This is a genomic window from Shewanella sp. MM_2022_3 (assembly GCF_022557375.1).
Lineage (GTDB): Bacteria > Pseudomonadota > Gammaproteobacteria > Enterobacterales > Shewanellaceae > Shewanella > Shewanella xiamenensis.
Genome location: NZ_JAKZGV010000001.1, coordinates 32,259 through 49,708, shown reverse-complemented (window position 1 = coordinate 49,708; position 17,450 = coordinate 32,259). Strand labels below are relative to the sequence as shown.

The 17,450-nt window shown below is 45.4% G+C and carries 17 protein-coding genes; 6 read left to right on the top strand and 11 right to left on the bottom strand.

Translation table 11 applies throughout. From position 1 onward, the window contains the following. Positions 1-44 precede the first annotated feature (44 nt). Positions 45-1,010 carry a zinc transporter ZntB gene (locus tag MMG82_RS00265; RefSeq protein ID WP_037421970.1) on the bottom strand — a complete coding sequence of 322 codons (966 nt, stop codon included), beginning with the start codon at positions 1,008-1,010 and terminating at the stop codon, positions 45-47. Positions 1,011-1,190: 180 nt separating this feature from the next. Here MMG82_RS00265 and MMG82_RS00260 point away from each other — a divergent pair, with 180 nt between their 5' ends. Further along, entirely contained in the window at positions 1,191-1,565 is a 375-nt protein-coding gene (locus MMG82_RS00260; RefSeq protein WP_037421973.1) for a YacL family protein, read from the top strand. A gap of 88 nt (positions 1,566-1,653) precedes the next feature. Here MMG82_RS00260 and MMG82_RS00255 read toward each other — a convergent pair whose 3' ends face one another. After that, entirely contained in the window at positions 1,654-2,283 is a 630-nt protein-coding gene (locus MMG82_RS00255) for a response regulator (protein ID WP_037421976.1), read from the bottom strand. Further along, positions 2,276-4,072 carry a nitrate/nitrite two-component system sensor histidine kinase NarQ gene (gene narQ, locus MMG82_RS00250; protein WP_037421979.1) on the bottom strand — a complete coding sequence of 599 codons (1,797 nt, stop codon included), beginning with the start codon at positions 4,070-4,072 and terminating at the stop codon, positions 2,276-2,278. Before narQ ends, MMG82_RS00255 begins: the two co-directional genes overlap by 8 nt. A 242-nt stretch (positions 4,073-4,314) precedes the next feature. Between narQ and nrfA the strand changes: the two genes are divergently transcribed. Both nrfA and MMG82_RS00240 read left to right on the top strand, forming a co-directional pair. Continuing rightward, positions 4,315-5,718 (top strand): ammonia-forming nitrite reductase cytochrome c552 subunit, encoded by a 1,404-nt coding sequence (gene nrfA, locus MMG82_RS00245; protein WP_037421983.1) that lies wholly within the window; start codon positions 4,315-4,317, stop codon positions 5,716-5,718. 543 nt (positions 5,719-6,261) lie between these two features. Then, positions 6,262-7,041, top strand: coding sequence for a phosphatase PAP2 family protein (locus tag MMG82_RS00240; protein ID WP_037421986.1), 780 nt, complete (start codon positions 6,262-6,264; stop codon positions 7,039-7,041). A gap of 21 nt (positions 7,042-7,062) precedes the next feature. Here the strand turns inward: MMG82_RS00240 and MMG82_RS00235 are convergent, their stop codons facing one another. Beyond that, entirely contained in the window at positions 7,063-7,611 is a 549-nt protein-coding gene (locus MMG82_RS00235) for a DUF2799 domain-containing protein (protein ID WP_037421988.1), read from the bottom strand. 626 nt (positions 7,612-8,237) lie between these two features. Here MMG82_RS00235 and MMG82_RS00230 point away from each other — a divergent pair. Then, the gene (locus MMG82_RS00230; protein WP_037421993.1) at positions 8,238-9,095 is read left to right on the top strand and encodes a PA4780 family RIO1-like protein kinase; all 858 of its coding nucleotides are present in this window, start codon (positions 8,238-8,240) and stop codon (positions 9,093-9,095) included. A gap of 725 nt (positions 9,096-9,820) precedes the next feature. On the opposite strand, the gene MMG82_RS00225 is transcribed toward MMG82_RS00230, so the two are convergent. Further along, a complete protein-coding gene (locus MMG82_RS00225) occupies positions 9,821-10,051 on the bottom strand; it encodes a transposase (RefSeq protein WP_037421997.1) in 231 nt (76 codons plus the stop codon). Positions 10,052-10,707: 656 nt separating this feature from the next. Here MMG82_RS00225 and MMG82_RS00220 point away from each other — a divergent pair. Next, positions 10,708-11,400, top strand: a complete 693-nt coding sequence (locus MMG82_RS00220) for an OmpA family protein (protein ID WP_037430137.1) — start codon at positions 10,708-10,710, stop codon at positions 11,398-11,400. A gap of 217 nt (positions 11,401-11,617) precedes the next feature. Next, positions 11,618-12,445 (top strand): molybdate ABC transporter substrate-binding protein, encoded by an 828-nt coding sequence (locus MMG82_RS00215; RefSeq protein ID WP_241406227.1) that lies wholly within the window; start codon positions 11,618-11,620, stop codon positions 12,443-12,445. A gap of 81 nt (positions 12,446-12,526) precedes the next feature. Here the strand turns inward: MMG82_RS00215 and mgtE are convergent, their stop codons facing one another. From mgtE to MMG82_RS00185, 6 genes are all read right to left on the bottom strand, one after another. After that, positions 12,527-13,891 (bottom strand): magnesium transporter, encoded by a 1,365-nt coding sequence (gene mgtE / locus MMG82_RS00210; RefSeq protein ID WP_037431332.1) that lies wholly within the window; start codon positions 13,889-13,891, stop codon positions 12,527-12,529. A 189-nt stretch (positions 13,892-14,080) separates the two neighbouring features. After that, positions 14,081-14,356, bottom strand: coding sequence for an HPr family phosphocarrier protein (locus MMG82_RS00205; RefSeq protein ID WP_011627201.1), 276 nt, complete (start codon positions 14,354-14,356; stop codon positions 14,081-14,083). After that, a complete protein-coding gene (rapZ, locus tag MMG82_RS00200) occupies positions 14,343-15,197 on the bottom strand; it encodes an RNase adapter RapZ (protein ID WP_037422011.1) in 855 nt (284 codons plus the stop codon). The genes MMG82_RS00205 and rapZ overlap by 14 nt, the downstream gene beginning before the upstream one ends. Beyond that, positions 15,194-15,637: a PTS IIA-like nitrogen regulatory protein PtsN gene (gene ptsN / locus MMG82_RS00195; RefSeq protein WP_037422014.1), complete on the bottom strand. Its 444-nt coding sequence runs from the start codon at positions 15,635-15,637 to the stop codon at positions 15,194-15,196. Before ptsN ends, rapZ begins: the two co-directional genes overlap by 4 nt. A gap of 2 nt (positions 15,638-15,639) precedes the next feature. After that, on the bottom strand, positions 15,640-15,927 hold the full coding sequence (hpf, locus tag MMG82_RS00190; protein WP_007650503.1) for a ribosome hibernation promoting factor: 288 nt from the start codon (positions 15,925-15,927) through the stop codon (positions 15,640-15,642). A 28-nt stretch (positions 15,928-15,955) separates the two neighbouring features. Further along, on the bottom strand, positions 15,956-17,431 hold the full coding sequence (locus tag MMG82_RS00185) for an RNA polymerase factor sigma-54 (protein WP_037431329.1): 1,476 nt from the start codon (positions 17,429-17,431) through the stop codon (positions 15,956-15,958). Positions 17,432-17,450: the final 19 nt, after the last annotated feature.

Here is a 17,450-nt window from a genome sequence, read left to right as displayed (position 1 = left end):
CAAAACAAAACGCCAATCTCGAGATTGGCGTTTTTTATTACAGTCTACAACCACTTAAAGCGATAGAAGAGCGCCATTTGCAGGGCAACCAGCGATATTAAAATGCCGCAGAAGGTCGCAAAAGCCCATGCGTTATCCGCACCGGGAATACCGCCGATATTGACCCCAAGCAAACCGGTTAAAAAGCCTAGAGGCAAGAAAATTGCCGAGACTAAGGATAAGAAATACAAGCGCTTGTTTAGCTGCTCCGATTGCTGGCTGAGTAATTCTTCCTGGGTCACATTGGCTCGGTCGCGCAGTGCATCTAAGTCTTCAATTGTGCGAATAAGCTTATCCGTGGTTTCGCGCATCTTAAGTTTTTCGGGCTCATTAAACAGCACAAATTGATCGGACAGCATCTTAGTGAAGGCTTCTTTCTGTGGGCCTAAATAGCGGCGCAAGGCTACGGTTTGTCGGCGTAGTTCGGCAATATCAGTACGTAAATCTTTAACATTGCCAGAAACAACTTGTTCTTCTAATTCTGAAAGTTGCTCCTCTAGCGTATCGATAAAATCGACTTTACGTGTAGTCAGTTTTTCACAAATGGCGAGGAGAAAATCTCCTGTGGTGGTGGGGCCTGTGCCTTCCATGATCAGTTCTGCCACATCTTTAACCGATTGCAACTCGCGATCACAGGTGGAAATAATGCGCTGTCTATCGGCGTAAATTCGCACGGCGACCATATCTTCAGGTGCTGAGTTTGGATTTAAGTTAATACCGCGCAGTGCCAGTAATACGCCTTCCCCTGCCAATACGGCTCGAGGGCGAGTATCTTGGGCGAGCAGGGCATCGGTTTCGACTTTATTAAGACCGCTGTTTAACACCCAATGGCGAGCCTTTTTGTGGCGATAACGTAGGTGTACCCAAATCAACCCGTCCTTAGGGTCCCAATTTTCAAGTTGTTCTGGGCTTAAGGTTGAGCCAGCTCGTGCGCCGCTAAGCACTATGCTATAGATAAATCCTTCGTGCATGTCACATTCCATCTCATGCTAAATCATCGGGTAAAGCTAACTGATTTTACAGTGGAAATGAAGCCTAGCGTCGTTTCCTCTCACAATAACCTCGGCGCTAGATGAGTAAATTGCTGGCCAAGCAACTTATGATGAAATAGATTAAAATTAGCCTTAGTTGTAATGTATTGAGAAGATAAAATGGAATATGAATTTCGGCGTAACAGTTTGACTGGCACGTATTTAGCCAGCTTTAGCATGGACCATGAGGTACTGGGCCAATGGTTTTCAGAAGAGTTGGGGCCTGAGTTAGCCAAAATTCAGCAAGTGCTCGATATTATCAAAGAAATTCAAACAGGTAAGCGAGTTTCTTGGCGTTTTATCGGCAAAGATATTACCTTAGATCTGGATGAGGAGCAGGCACGAATTTACGCTAATGCTTTAGGATTTGAGCAGGATTATGAACTCGAAGAGGCGATGTCCCTCTATGATGCTGAATCTGAGGCTTACTGTGGGCTAGAAGATTTAGAAGAAGCGCTACTTAGTTGGTATGAATTTGTGCAAAAAGGACTATAACCGCTCGCTGTGAATATCAACTAATAATAAAGGCAATCTATTGATTGCCTTTATTATTTAATGGAGTAAGCCTATCACTTATCCAATATCAATTGTTCAAATATCTTACCGCCATTTCGGTTCTCGACTTGGCATTAGCTTTACGCAACAGGTTTTTGACATGCACTTTCACAGTGCCTTCACTGATGTGTAAATGCTCTGAAATCATACGATTACTTAATCCTTCCGCCAGTTGTTGCAGGATCTGTAGCTCCCTTGGGGTGAGGCTTGAAATCCATTCTTGTTCATCGGCGGCATTTTTGAGTTCATAGAGATATTCTTCAACTTCTTCGCTGATCACTCTGTGGCCTGACATGGCATTTTTGAGTTTATCGAGCAGCAAATCTGGCTCGGTATCTTTGAGTAAGTAACCGTCAGCTCCCGCACGTAATAGGCGAATAACATCTTGTTTGGCATCTGAAACTGTTAGGATCACGATTCGTGAAGTCACGCCTTCTTGGCGCATGGCATTGAGGGTATCGAGGCCAGTCATTCCCTTCATATTGAGATCGAGCAAGACGATGTCAGGTTCATCAGTTACTACGGCGCTTAAAGCATCTAAACCACTACCCACTTCACCGAAGAGGTTAAAGTCTGGATCTGAGGCGATCAATTGGCAGATACCTTTACGTAAGAGAGGGTGATCATCGACCACCAGAACAGAATAAGGTTTACCCATGTGTAGGCTCCTGTTGAGAAGGGAAGATTAAAGTGACTTTGGTGCCCTGTGATAAATTGGATGTGCTATGGGATTCAAGGGGCGAGTCTGGATTTTCTGGCTCTAGCTGTCCAGTGATTCCTTTGCGACTAGTTTGCGGATCATTGCTGCTAAATACAACCGTGCCGCCTAATTTGCTGGCACGTTCATGCATGATGCCTATGCCGAAGTGCTGATCCCGTTCTTTAATATGGCCAATGCCTACACCATCATCACTTACACTGATATTAACCATACCATGCTCATCTTTATAACAGCGGATATTGATATGGCTAGCACGGGCATGTTTGATGGCGTTGAGTGTTGCTTCTCGGGTGATCTGCAAAATATGGATATGTTGTTTCGCCTCAAGCCATTGAGGGGAAAGCTTATAATCGAGGTGGATCTTGATATCGGTTTTTGCTCTGAGCTGCTCAAGCATTGCTTCCATCGCATTCTTCAGATTGGGCTCCTTAATGGTTAATCTGAAGGTGGATAGTAACTCTCGGAGTTGTACATAGGCTGTACTAACCCCTTCGTTGATCTCTGTGAGTTGTCCCTCAATGGTAGGATTGCGGCAGCTAAGATCTAAATTTTTGCGCAGCAAGCTAATTTGGATTTTTAGGAAAGAAAGCACTTGCCCGAGTGAATCATGTAATTCCCTTGCGATAACACCACGTTCTTCCATTAGGGCTAGCTGTTGTCTTTGTTCGGTAGCGTTATGAATAACGATGGAGCGAGTAAGCATAATGGCAAAGTTTTTAAACAACGGAGTATTAATATCTTGGGTTGAGATAAGCTCTAAATAACCTAAATCAGCCTGCTCAAATTGTAGCGGAAAGCGGATGTTGTTGTGAGCGCCTTCTGGCCAGCCACCATCGGCTTCTACGACTTCGAGCTCCTGCTCAGGGTATTGGATAATCAGCCTCAAATACTCGATCGACTCATAATCTTTTAGCTGATTTAATGCTGCTTTGAGGGCCTTATAGTCCAGCTTATTGGCATTAAGTGTTAACAGAGTATCGTATAAAAAGGCCAATTCATTATTCGCCCGTGTCAGTGCTAAGGTTTTTTCGGCCACTTGTGACTCTAAGTTACCGTAGAGTGTGGCTAGCTCTCGCGCGGTTTTTTGCAGTGCATCGGTCAGAGCCGTGAGTTCAATATATTCGGTTTCGGGCATTTCGATCTCAAAGTTACCCTTAGAAATCGTATTGGCGGACTCCATCAATTGTTGCAAGGGTACAACGACTTTTCGTTTAGTAAAGCGCACCGCTAAAAAGGCGATAACCAGCATCAGCCCAAGCCCAAAAATTTGGCTCGCCGCGAGAAGGCGCAACTTAAAAGCGGCATGATGCTCCATCTCCAATACCAATAAATCAATAGTATCGACAAAGTCCTTGAGTGAGGCGGCGTAGTCGCGGGAGTTTTCCTGCTCGATGTAATATTTCATCACTAGCCACTTATCGATAACAAGTTGATATTGCTCGGCGATTCTTTTCTGACTGAGCCAGCCTGTGGAGGGTTGTAGTGCCTCAGAATGCAGCGTATTTTCAAATTCAGTGATTTTTTCTTGGGCAGCTTCACTGCCTGAGTTGGCGTAGAACATCAGCCGGTAGCTTTGCATCCGCAGTGAACCAGAGGCGTTGATGGCTTTTGCATCCCCTAGGCTGTAAGACAAATTGATGATTGCGAAGATCGCTAGGCTGCTAGAAAGCAAAATCAGTACTAACATTAAACCCAGAATTTTTGAGGTAAGGCTTCCTCGTTTCATATGTCTAATACCTACCTTGTGACGCTTGAGCTAATGTTACTTTAGCCGTGTTTTTACATTAGAAAATAATGTATTACATTAACAAAAACATAAAAGTGTGAACAACAACACTATTACATTTTGATCTAGCGCAAATTTCGTTTCAGATACCCCCTAAGAGGTATATTTTTAGCAGTATTTAGCTACTAACTTTGACCCTGGAGATGTCGTGACTCACTAAAATAATGCAACACGGAGATGAGATGATGAAGAAGATGACAGGTAAGTCCTTTGCACTGAGTGCATTGGTTGCCGCCAGCTTCATGGCGGCGAGTGCGATGGCGAGTGATAAAACTGAGCCTCGCAATGAAGTTTATAAAGATAAATTTAAAAATCAATATAATAGCTGGCATGACACTGCAAAGAGTGAAGAGCTCGTTGATGCGTTAGCACAGGACCCGAATATGGTTATTCTGTGGGCGGGCTATGGTTTTGCTAAAGATTACAACGCACCTCGCGGCCATATGTATGCTGTGACTGATGTGCGTAATACTCTGCGTACAGGCGCTCCAGCCAATGCGGAAGATGGCCCAATGCCAATGGCCTGTTGGAGCTGTAAGAGCCCAGACGTACCTCGCTTAATCGAAGAGCAAGGTGAAGATGGTTACTTCAAAGGTAAATGGGCCAAAGGTGGTCCAGAAGTGACCAATACTATTGGCTGTGGCGATTGCCATGAAAAAGGCTCTCCCAAATTACGTATTTCTCGTCCTTATGTTGACCGTGCTATGGAGGCTATTGGCACTCCATTTGATAAAGCATCCAAGAAAGACAAGCAATCAATGGTTTGCGGTCAGTGTCACGTTGAATACTATTTCGAGAAGAAAGACGACCGTAAAGGTTTCGTGAAATTCCCTTGGGATATGGGCGTAACTGTTGAGCAAATGGAAGTTTACTATGATGGTATTGAGTTCTCTGATTGGACTCATGCACTGTCTAAAACACCAATGTTAAAAGCACAGCACCCTGAGTACGAAACTTGGAAGATGGGTATTCATGGTAAAAATAATGTCAGTTGCGTTGACTGCCATATGCCTAAAGTGACTAGCCCTGAAGGTAAGAAGTTCACTGACCATAAAGTCGGTAACCCATTCGATCGTTTCGAAGAAACCTGTGCAACTTGCCATAGCCAAACGAAAGAATTCTTAGTGGGTGTCACTAATGAGCGCAAAGCTAAAGTTAAAGAAATGAAACTTAAAGCGGAAGAGCAATTAGTGAAGGCGCACTTCGAAGCTGCTAAAGCATGGGAATTAGGTGCTACTGAAGCTGAAATGAAGCCAATTTTGACTGACATCCGCCACGCTCAATGGCGCTGGGATTTAGCCATTGCTTCGCACGGTGTTGCCGCTCACGCTCCTGAAGAAGCGCTACGAGTGTTGGGTACATCTGTTAATAAAGCCGCTGATGCTCGTGTTAAGTTAGCACAGTTGTTAGCGAAAAAAGGTTTAACAGATCCTGTCGCTATCCCTGATATTTCGACTAAGGCGAAAGCTCAGGCGGTATTGGGTATGGACATGGAAAAACTGAATGCAGAGAAAGAAGCATTCAAAAAAGACATGTTACCTAAGTGGGATGCCGAAGCGAAAAAACGCGAAGCGACTTACAAATAATTATTGTTGAATATGAGCTAACCCCTCATAGTAAAGCCCCCGCAATCGAGGTTGCGGGGGCTTTTTATTAGCGATTTTGCTCAGCCATAATTTCTTATGAGTGCTCAATTGGTAATCTCATTTCGTTATCTTTAATGGCCCTGTTGGACGTTGAATGAAGCTTGCTCTAACGGTTTGTCTATCACTATCCCGCAGTAAAGTCCGTGACCTAACTATTCGTTGTCCTTAGGTTTGTTGCCAGTTTTCCAGCAATGTTGGTGACGCCCTGATTTACTCCTATCGATTGTTGTATCTGTAAATAACCGACTTTTTGAGAAAGTTGGAGTACGAAGTTTTAGGGCATGGGAGGCTCATCCATTAAGCACATGGTTATTGATTCACTATAATCATTTTATCCCTTAGCTGTTTTTAATCAGCGTTCAACCTGTGGAGTTGTAAGGTTTTTGTTATTTTTTCGGTAAAATGTCTTAAGCTTTTGATAAGAATTTCTCCTTATCCTCGAAGCTATGATTTTGGTGATTGGATAAATAAGTGCATCAGAATATTAAAAGCAATGTTAGGACGACATTTCTTCAGTTTGCAAAGGGATATTTGTTTGTTCCATGGCTCGTATTTACGGTAATTATTTTGGGGCTTGAATGGACTCATGCTGATATGCGCTTTGCCAGCCTATTATTCAATTGGCAGGGAGGTGTCAGTTCATGGCCTTTACGAGGGCATTGGCTTACCGAAAGTATCTTGCATGTGACAGGACGTAATCTGGTGATTTTGTTCGCCATAGCGGTTGTTGCTTGCATTGGCCTAAGCTTTCGACTTGAGACGTTGCGTGTTTATCGTAAAGGTTTTATCTATTTATTCTGTAGTGTTCTTGCTAGCGTGTTGTTGGTTCGATTAGGTAAGAGTTTCACTCACATGACTTGCCCTTGGGATGTCATTGAATTTGGCGGGCGTATGATGCATAGCTCTCTGTTTGCGCGCTTACCAGAAGGGGTGGAGTTTGGTCAGTGTTTTCCTGGAGGGCATTCAAGTGGCGGTTTTGCATGGGTGGCGAGTTATTTTGTGCTTAAGGAATACAATCCCCGTTACGCAAAGTTTGGCTTACTCTTTGGGATTGGATTAGGGGCTATTTTTGGTTTTGCCCAAGAACTGCGCGGTGCTCATTTTTTAAGTCATGACTTATGGAGTTTGGCGATTGCGTGGACCTCAGCAAGCCTGCTTTATTATAGTTTTTTCCTACGTGTTCCGAAGGTTAAAAACAGTAACGTCGCGAACAAAGTCAGCCTTATCGATACTAAAGTTTTCGAAAAAGGCATCTCTAAGTGATTATATGGGTTAACTTTTCAATTAGAACCTAAATTGAAAACGGATATCTCCATGGCGCAGACGTAAACTTTCGTCCAGAAGATGGTTCTTCTCATTCAATAAAATATTTTTTTGCCTTAGTAATTCGGCTTTGTCGGTGAGATTATTTAGTTTGTTATTGATACTGCTAATCTCGCTGTCAATAGCATTTAAGCGATCGGCTATTTCTGCTAAACGTTTATTAATCAGATATTGTTCATGTCCTTGATTGTAGCGTTCAACAAATTGATTGTTATTACAGACGCCGTAGTAATATTCTCCCGCCAAACCAATACGGTAACCATTTTCTGGCAAGCAATAACTCATTAATCCTTGTTGATATCCTTGCTGCCATTGCGTCGCATCAACCTTGAGATTAAATTCACGGCAGTCCTGTTGATATTGGTTGAGCCTACTCGCAGCAGCACCGCGGTTACCATCGGCTAAGCCAGTGGCGTACCAGTCATTATCACGGCATTCTTCGAGTGAAAGACTCGTGCATTGAGTGAGGGAGAGGGCTGTCAGAGCGAATGCAAAGTTTAGGTATCGCATTTTATTATCAAAAGAGTTCCAAAAGTGGCATCAGCATAAAGCTTAGTACTGAGGAGATCTAGCGCTATATTTCGCCCTTTGTGCGGTTATTTAGCAGCACCAAGCTGGCTTGGTTACCCTACTTTATCACAACATACTCGGTGGATAGTGCTAACGGGTTGAGTTTGTGATAATTTAATACTTTCAATAGCTTGGGGTAACACTTTGGCGATATCCCCTCATTTTTGCTCAAAATAGGCATTGATACCCCATAACAAACGTGGAAAACCATTTTAAGATTATTCTGAAGGTAGTTAATGCTTGGGTAACGGCTTAAAGCCGCCGTCACTTACGGCAGAGTGATCTCGTTGTGTGTTTAATGGTTGTGGGATTTAACATGTTGCTGATGAAGCGAGCAAGTATTTGTTTGGGGCAATCAAGGAGATAATGTGCCGTTCTCTGCAAATGTATTGGCTTTAAATCCACCATTTTTTGCTCTTGTGTTCCTACGCTAGGTGCTTTAGTTTTTACTGAAGTCGGGTATGCTTACCCTCATTTTGTTATTCATTATTGGTAGAAGGCTGCTTTATATATGAAGATTTGCCCGGCACATTCCATCTTAGGCCTAACTAAGGTATAAGGTCGGTATGAAAACTCCTAAACGAATCCAACCACTGGTTGATGAAGGACTGGTTGATGAAGTCATCAGCCAGTTAATGAGCGGTAAAGAAGCTACTGTGTACGTTGTGCGCTGTGGTGAAGATATTCGCTGCGCTAAAGTTTACAAGGAAGCGGACAAACGTAGTTTTAAGCAGGCGGTGGTTTACCAAGAGGGGCGCAAAGTCCGAAATAGCCGTCGCGCTCGCGCAATGGAAAAAGGCTCTAAATTTGGCCGTGAGCAAATGGAAGAAGTCTGGCAAAACGCTGAGGTAGATGCATTGTTTCGCTTGGCTGATGCCGGAGTGCGAGTACCAACCCCTTACGGTTGCTACGATGGTGTGTTACTCATGGAATTAGTCACCGATAGTGAAGGTCATGTTGCGCCTCGCCTTAATGATGTCAGCCTTAGCGCTGAGAAAGCTATACATGACCACGCTTTAGTGATGACTTATGTCAAGCGTATGCTTTGCGCAGGCTTAGTGCATGGTGACTTGTCCGAATTTAATGTCCTAGTCGATGATCAAGGCCCTGTCATTATTGATTTACCCCAAGCGGTAGATGCGGCAGCGAATAATCATGCTAAATGGATGTTGGAGCGGGATGTCAATAACATGACGCAATATTATGGCCAGTACGCACCTGAATTGCTCAAGACTCAATACGCGAAAGAAATGTGGGCCTTATTTGAGGCGGGTCAGTTAAAGCCTGATACGCAGTTAACAGGTCATTTTACTGAAGTATTAGTCGATGCCGACGTCAGTTCTGTTTTGGATGAAATTCAAGCTGCCTATGAAGAGGCTCAGGAGCGCAAGCAGCGACTTCAAGAAGCCAATGAAGATTATTAGTAGAATATTCTTCAATAAAATAGACGCCTTATGAGCGTCTTTTTTATTGGGATTAATTGCCTGGTGCGAGTGTTAAAGCCTGTGGCATTGCCATCCTTGGCACAGGCGTTATGCCCCTTCCTTTCCATTGAACCACTCAATAAAAGGACAAGACCAAAGGGAGAAATATGTTGATGGGCCACACAGAGCACTATCGACATATTAATCTTTGGGGGAGACAACTCCCTCGAGCCTTGCCGAAACCTTCCCAATAACACAGCCATCCGTGGCGCGCTATCCTAGTCTAGCGCTGGATCGTCATTGATCCGTGAATAAAAGGACAAGACCCGAGAGGGTAATATGTTCATGACTTGGGGGAGCACAATTCACATATTTGATCTTTGGGGGAGATAGCTCCCTCTAAAGCCTTGTCAAAACCTGCCTCTTTTTCTCTTGCAACACTTTGAGTGTTAAGTTGACAGAGTCGGACAGTAAACAGCACAGTTATTATTGTTATTTTGTACGATTTATATCTTAGGTCGTTGGGGAGCGATAATAGATACCCATCCGACTCTGTCTAAACTGTTATTTATTGCTAATCCAATTAATTGGATGACAAGGCCGGACGTAAAAGGGCGCTGTTATTATTGTTTTTAGCACAACTTTCATATCGCGTTAGACCTACAGGGCAATATGCAATGGGGTCCGGCCTTGTCTATAAGGGCACTGGGCGAGGTTACCTCAACCTATATCGTGCGTAATTCACTGTTTAGCTGCTTAATACGTTTCTGCAGCTGGGCAATTTCATTTATTAAGGCGCATTCACGTTGCTGCGGCTGTTGCTCACTTTCCCTTACCCACTGGTAAACCGCTTTAGCCGAGAGACCATACTGTCGTGCGACATCAGAAAGTAATCTGCCTTTGACTTTTACTTCAAAAATAACGTCAGGTTTAAGATTATGATTGACGATTCCCATGGCCTATCCCTTTTCACTTTATGCTATCTGTATACGCTTTAACGGGTTCTTTGGGGGTATTCCTTCATGACTATTGGCGCTGCTCTATATCCCACTGACTATGTCCTATATGGCGCAGGGACAACCATTCGTGGTGACAATGACTAATAAGTTTCATCAGATGTTTCATCTCTTCCTCCTCAATCCACTTAGGGATTGTGCTTCGATTAACATGCCTCACAACGGGCACTTAGATTAACGTCCATTGATGTCAAACAACTTACTTAGGTATCGAGTGAGTTACGCTTGGGGTCTCTACTCTTCTACCTATTTATTAGTATGTAAAATCCGTGCCAATTTTTTAATATATAAATTAATGTTTAAAATCAATTGATTGAGTTTGTGTTTCAAACGGTTGGTTTTAGAAGTTATGTCAGAAACGGTGCAGCATGCACTATTTCAGTGCTTTTACTCTAAATGTTGCATGAATAAGCCAAAGATGTTTTTGTTTGGTGTTTTTTGCGATTAAATTACTCATAAACTGAGCAAAGAAACGATTAAAGATTGTCTCGAAAGAGAATGCTTATATACTGCGATTTTTTCATGGTGTTTTTGGCGATTTACCACGCCCTTTGCCTTTCAAAGGCAAATCTCATCAATCATGTTATGAGGTCATAATGATGAAGCCTTCTCTGATTAAATCATTGCCAGCATCTAAGCTTGCTATTGTGGTTATGGCTAGCGCCTTGATTGCGTCAGGCTGTTCGACTGTCAACCCCTATACCAACGAACAACAAACGGCAAAAGCGACTACGGGGGCGCTAATTGGTGCAGTTGCTGGAGCTGCCGTTGGTGTAGCCTCGTCAAGTAAGAGTGACCGCGGTAAAGGAGCTTTAATTGGTGCAGCCTCTGGCGCCGCCTTAGGAGGTGGTATTGGCTACTATATGGACGTACAAGAAACCAAATTACGCCAACAACTCGCTTCCACGGGAGTTAGCGTAACTCGCAGTGGTGACAATATTATTCTTAATATGCCAAATGAAGTGACTTTTGGTGTGGATCAAACCGAGCTGAGTGAGGGTGCTAAGCGGGTACTGAACTCTGTTGCGCTGGTGGCGAAGGAGTATAGTAAGACCCAACTTAACGTGTTGGGTTATACCGACAGCAGCGGCTCAGATTCATACAATTTACGTTTATCGCAGGTACGAGCCAGCGAAGTAGGGAACTACTTGATGAGTAAAGGCGTGGCTTCCGCTCGCGTAAAGTCTAAGGGAATGGGTGAATCGAGTCCAATCGCATCCAATGCTAGTGCCGAGGGACGCGCGCAAAACCGTCGTGTGGAGATAGTGTTGACCCCAACGGGTCAATAATCATTCATCAAGGTTAAAGTCGCCTGCGGGCGACTTTTTATTTTATCGTAAGGGACAAATTGTCCTTCCGTTGTCTATCTTCAGTGATCTTGTCCGCAATCATCTCTATTGGGGCTTATCAGGCGAGTATTCGACTTGATCCTGCCGGTATTTTCCCGTTTTGTATGTAGTTAGTTAAATTAGGATAACTATTTCGCAGAGCCAAAGGAGAGCAATTATGGCAAAACAGGGCTTAGTACTGGCATTCAGTTTAGGGACTACAGTGATGGCAGGGATGGTACAAGGTGCGCCAATAGACACTGAGGCGACAGCCCCTATTGAACTAAGAGCCGCGGGCAGTTTAAAGGCGGCGATGAACGATATTATTGCGGCTTACCAAGCGAAATCCCAAGCTAATGTGGCAGCGCAGTATGCGCCTTCGGGTTTATTGCTTAAGCGGATCCAAGAGGGGGAGCGGGTTGATATTTTTGCCTCGGCGAATATGAAACACCCGCAGGCCTTAGTCGATGCGGGAGTGGGTCAACAGGTGCAAATGTTTGCCCGTAACCAGCTCTGCGCCATTGCTCAAGCGGAAGTGCCACTCACTAGCGCGAACTTATTAGATACCCTGCTCGCGCCGCAAACTAAACTCGGGACTTCGACGCCAAAAGCCGATCCCGCTGGCGACTACGCTTGGGCAGTCTTTGCGAAAGCCGAGGCCTTAAAAGCTAATGCGAAAACTATATTAGAAACCAAAGCCATGCAGCTAACGGGTGGGCCTGAGAGTGCTAAACCGCCCAAGGATCGTAATCCCTATGCTTGGGTGATGGAAAATAAGCAGGCGGATGTGTTCTTAACCTATTGCACCAATGCGGTGCTGGCACAAAAAGAAGTGCCTAGCCTTAAGATTGTCGATTTACCGCCAGAGTTAGCCGTTGGTGCCGACTATGGCCTATTGGTGTTAAAGGATGCCAATAGTGCAGCCGCACCTCTGGCCGAGTTTATTTTATCCCCAGAGGGACAGGCTATTTTGAGCAGTTATGGTTTTCAGCCGCCTAAAAAATAATGTCTAATGGACTCATTAAAAATGGCGCTAAATGCGCCATTTTTGTTGCTCGCTTTAGCAAGGCTTAGGCCAGTGCTAGTGCTAGTGCATTAAATACAACGTCGCTAATCCGAGAAAGGCAAACAGACCTATCACATCGGTGACTGTGGTGAGCACCATACCGCCCGCCAACGCCGGATCTACTTTTAAGCGCTTTAAGATCAGCGGAATACTGGCGCCTGCTAGTCCTGCGACTGTCATATTGATGAGCATTGCACCGCCAATCAGGCTGGCAAGCGCCATATCATCTTTCCAAACTAATACCGCGATAAACACTAACATCGACCACATTAAGCCATTCAAAAAGCCAATAGCTAGCTCTTTGCCTATCAGCCAGCGGGCATTACTTTGGCCAATATGGCCTAGGGCAATCCCGCGGATCACTAGGGCCAAGGTTTGGTTCCCTGCGACGCCGCCCATGCTCGGTACAATCGTCATTAAAATCGCAATCGTGGCAAACTGTTCAATAGTGCCCTCAAACATATTGCTGACAGAGGCCGCCAGCAGAGCCGCAAATAGGTTGATAGTGAGCCAGAGCGAACGGCGGAAGGTACTTTTGAGTACTGGGGCGAAGGTGTCTTCATCATCGTCCATCCCCGCCATTCCCATCATAGAGTGCTCGGCGTCTTCACGGATAACATCCACCACGTCATCGATGGTGATCCGGCCGAGCAACTTGCCCTCACTATCGACCACGGGCGCTGACACCCAGTCATGGCGCTCGAACAGTTGCGCCACTTCACTGTCGGACATGCCCACGGGAATGCTCTCGATATCGGTATCGATAATGCTGCTGATATGAGTATTGGGATCGCAGGTGAGCAGATCCGCAAGTTTGACCCCACCAAGCACGCGATCGTGTTTATCCACCACGTATAAAGTATCGGTAGTGTCGGGCAGGTTGCCCCGTTGGCGCAAATAACGCAGTACCACATCGATATTGACATCGGGTCTTAAGGTTACTGTGTCGGTGTTCATTAAGCTGCCTGCGGTCTCATCGGGATAAGAGAGCGCCTGCTCGACTCGCTGGCGGTTTTGCAGACTCATCGACTGTAATACTTGTTTATACACAGTATCTGGCAGGCTTCGCAGAATATAAGCCAGATCGTCCGTATCCATGCTGGCTGTAGCCTTGGCGACTCGCTCTGGACTCATGGTGCTGATCAGCGGGTCTTTTAACTCTTCGCTGAGTTCATCGAGAATATCCCCGAGCTGATCTTGATCGACGAGTTGCCATAACACCTGCCGAGCTTTGGGAGGTGACGATTCTAAAATCAATGCGATATCTGACGGCGCCATATTTTGTAGCATTTGCCTGACATGCACAAACATACCACTGTTGAGGGCTTGACTCAGTTGGTCGAGACGGTGTTCGGCTTGTAAACTGTCTGAGGCTTCTACAGGCATGTTTCCTCCATGGCGGCGGTGGATGGGTTGGCGTTTAGCTATTGAGGACTTAAGCCAAAGCGCAGCAGTACATTGTAATTTAGCGCACGGGAGGGCGTCGAGTCACAAATGTGTTTTACTGGTATAAGGTGCTGAAATCAAAACCAAACAGGATACTGAATACCGGCAGGGATCATCGAGATGATACCATTAGCAGGCTTCGTCAAACTTAGCGTCGATAAGGGCACAAATGGCATTAAGTGCAGGCTCGGCATCCGGGCCTTCGGCGATGAGGGTGATGGTTTTACCCATGCCCGTCTCGAGCATGAGTAGACCCAATACACTGGCGGCAGAGGCCTGTTTTTCACCTTGGATCAGCGTAATGCTGGCATCAAACTCAGAGGCCAATACCACGAGCTTTGTGGCGGCACGGGCATGTAAGCCGAGTTTATTGCAGATGGTGACTTGGCGCTCAAGTTTTGGCATGGCTCAACTCTCGATGGCGCGCATTGACTTTATGTTTGCCATTACTAAAACGTTTAGCTAGTTGCTCGGCTACATAGACTGAGCGGTGTTGGCCACCTGTGCAACCAATCGCAATCGTCAGATAGCTACGATTATTGCGCTCTAAATGCGGCAACCAGGTTTCGAGCAAATTCTCGATTTGCCAGATGAACTTATTCACCAGTGGCTGGCGATTTAAAAACTCCGCTACGGGTTCATCTAAACCGGTGAGAGGTCTAAGCTCCGGTTCCCAATGGGGATTTGGCAAAAAGCGCACATCAAACATAAAGTCAGCTTCGGTCGGCATACCATGCTTAAAACCGAAGGACTCGAAGTTGATCACCAGTTCCTTATCGACACTGCCAAGGAGTATTTGCCGCACTTGGTCGCTGAGTTCATAGATATTCAGATTAGAGGTATCTATATAGTGATCCATCTGCTGTGACAGCGGCTCGAGCAATTTGCCTTCAAGCTTGATGGCTTCTTGCAGTGACACTCGGCTCTTAGATAAGGGATGTAAGCGCCGCGTTTCACTGTAGCGTTTGAGCAACACTTTATCGCTGGAGTTTAAGAAGAAGCTGGTGAGTTCAGTGCCCGTAGGCAGGCTGGCAAGCTGTTTAACCAGCACTTTGTCTTGCTCTGGTAAATTGCGCACGTCAACACTGATAGCAACGAGATCGTTACTGCCTTTGAGCTGTTCAAGCAAACTGCCAATCAAAGGCAAAGGCAAATTATCGACACAATAGTAGCCGAGATCTTCAAGCACTCTAAGTGCGACCGATTTGCCTGAGCCTGAACGCCCTGACACTATGACCAGTTTCATCCAATGATTACCTGATAGAGTTCCGTTTCATCATGCGTCTTGCGCAATTGTTTTAATATTTGCTTGTCACTGAGCTTTTCAGCCATGCATGACAAGGTACTTAGGTGCTGCTGACATTGGTCGGCAGGCACGAGTAGTGCAAATAAAATATCGACGGGTTGTTTATCGATAGCATCAAAGGCTATCGGCTCCTCACATTTTATCAATATCGCTATGGGTTGTGTTATATCGGTTAATCGACCATGTGGAATGGCGATACCGTTACCTATACCTGTGCTACCCATCTTTTCGCGCGCCACGAGGCTTTCGAAGATCTCTTGAGATGAGAGGGTGGGGTACTGGGCAGCGGCTAAGTCGCTGATGAGTTCCAGTACCTTTTTCTTACTGCCCGGAGTGGCGCAGGTTGTGCACTCCGGCCGCAGTATGGTACGAAGTTCCATTGCTAGTGTTTTGTTAACTTCTCTTTGTGTTTAATAACCTGACGATCAAGTTTATCAATCAGGACGTCTATGGCAGCATACATATCTGCATGCTCTGAAGTCGCGAAGACTTCACCACCGGTGAGGTTGATTCTCGCTTCGGCAATCTGTTGCATTTTCTCAACATTGAGCACAACGTGCACATTATTGATCTGTTCGAAATGACGTTCAAGTTTTGAAAACTTTTCCTCAACATATGCCCGTAACGATTCAGTAATCTCGATATGGTGTCCACTTAGGTTTATTTGCATAGAAACGTCCTCCGATACTCACAATAGGCTATAAACTTTTACGCTGATTGGAAGGGGGAATAAGCATCGCTTCTCGGTACTTCGCAATGGTTCTGCGCGCAACGTTAATTCCCTGTTCTGCCAGAAGTTGAGCCATCTTGCTGTCGCTTAATGGTTTTTTCTGGTTTTCCGCTGCAACCAGTTTCTTAATGAAAGCTCTGATTGCTGTGGATGAGCACTCACCGCCATCATCCGTCCCGACGTGGCTTGAGAAGAAATATTTTAGTTCAAAAAGTCCTTTTGGGGTATGCATGTATTTTTGAGTCGTCACCCGTGAAATGGTGGACTCATGCATTTCTACCGCTTCGGCGATATCGTTTAGAACCATGGGTTTCATGGCTTCTTCGCCATATTCGAAGAAACCTTGTTGGTATTGCACTATGCAGTTTGCCACCTTGAGCAGTGTTTCGTTGCGGCTTTCAAGGCTTTTGATAAACCATTTGGCTTCCTGCAAATGACCACGAATAAATTGGCTATCTGCTTGATTTTTTGAACTACGAGCCATTGCTGCATATTGCTGATTGACGTTGATTTTTGGCATGCAGTCAGGGTTTAATTCGACCACCCAACGGCCGTTTTTCTTCGACACCGAAACATCGGGGATCACATATTCTTCATCGACAGGGGTGATGAGTAAACCGGGGCGAGGGTTCAAGGTTTGGATCAGCGCAATACTGTCCCTTAACTCGTCCTCTTTCAGTTTGGTCTTACGCATTAACAGCCTAAAGTCGCGGGCGGCGATCAGATCTAGATGATCTTTGATCAGCATGCGGGCATTTTCGATGTGAGGGGTATCAGGCGAAAAATGAGATAGCTGGATCAGTAAACATTCGCTTAAATCCCTTGCCGCGACACCAACGGGGTCGAAGTGTTGAATACGCTTGAGCACGGCTTCGACTTCGTCGAGTTCAATCTCGGGATTGCCCATGGCTTCGAGGATATCTTCAGTGCTTTGAGTGAGATAACCTTGATCGTCGATGGCATCAATAATCGCGGTGGCAATGGCTAAATCGGTTTCAGAGAAGGGCGTGAGGTTTTTTTGCCATTCTAAATGTTCGTACAACCCCTCGCTAGTTTCCCCTTGGAAGGGCATGTCATCTTCACGGCTGGCGCCAGAACCTGAGTTTGGCGATGCGGTAAAGACTTCATCCCAAGTGGTATCCATGGGTAACTCTTCGGGCAGAGATTCTTTGGTCAGCGACTCGGCAATGTCCACGGTGGAATTATCTTGTTCCTGTGGCTGGGCAGTCGTTTCGCTAAAGTCGGTATCGGCGATATCTTGCTTACGTTCGCTAGGCGCGTCAAATTGCTCCTCTTCCAGCTCGAGAAGAGGATTAGAGTCTAAGGCTTGCTGGATTTCTTGTTGCAGTTCCAATGACGACAGTTGCAGCAGGCGAATGGCCTGCTGAAGTTGTGGCGTCATGGTTAACTGTTGACCCAGTTTGAGCTGGAGTGACGCTTTCATGTTACCGCTGATCCCTAGG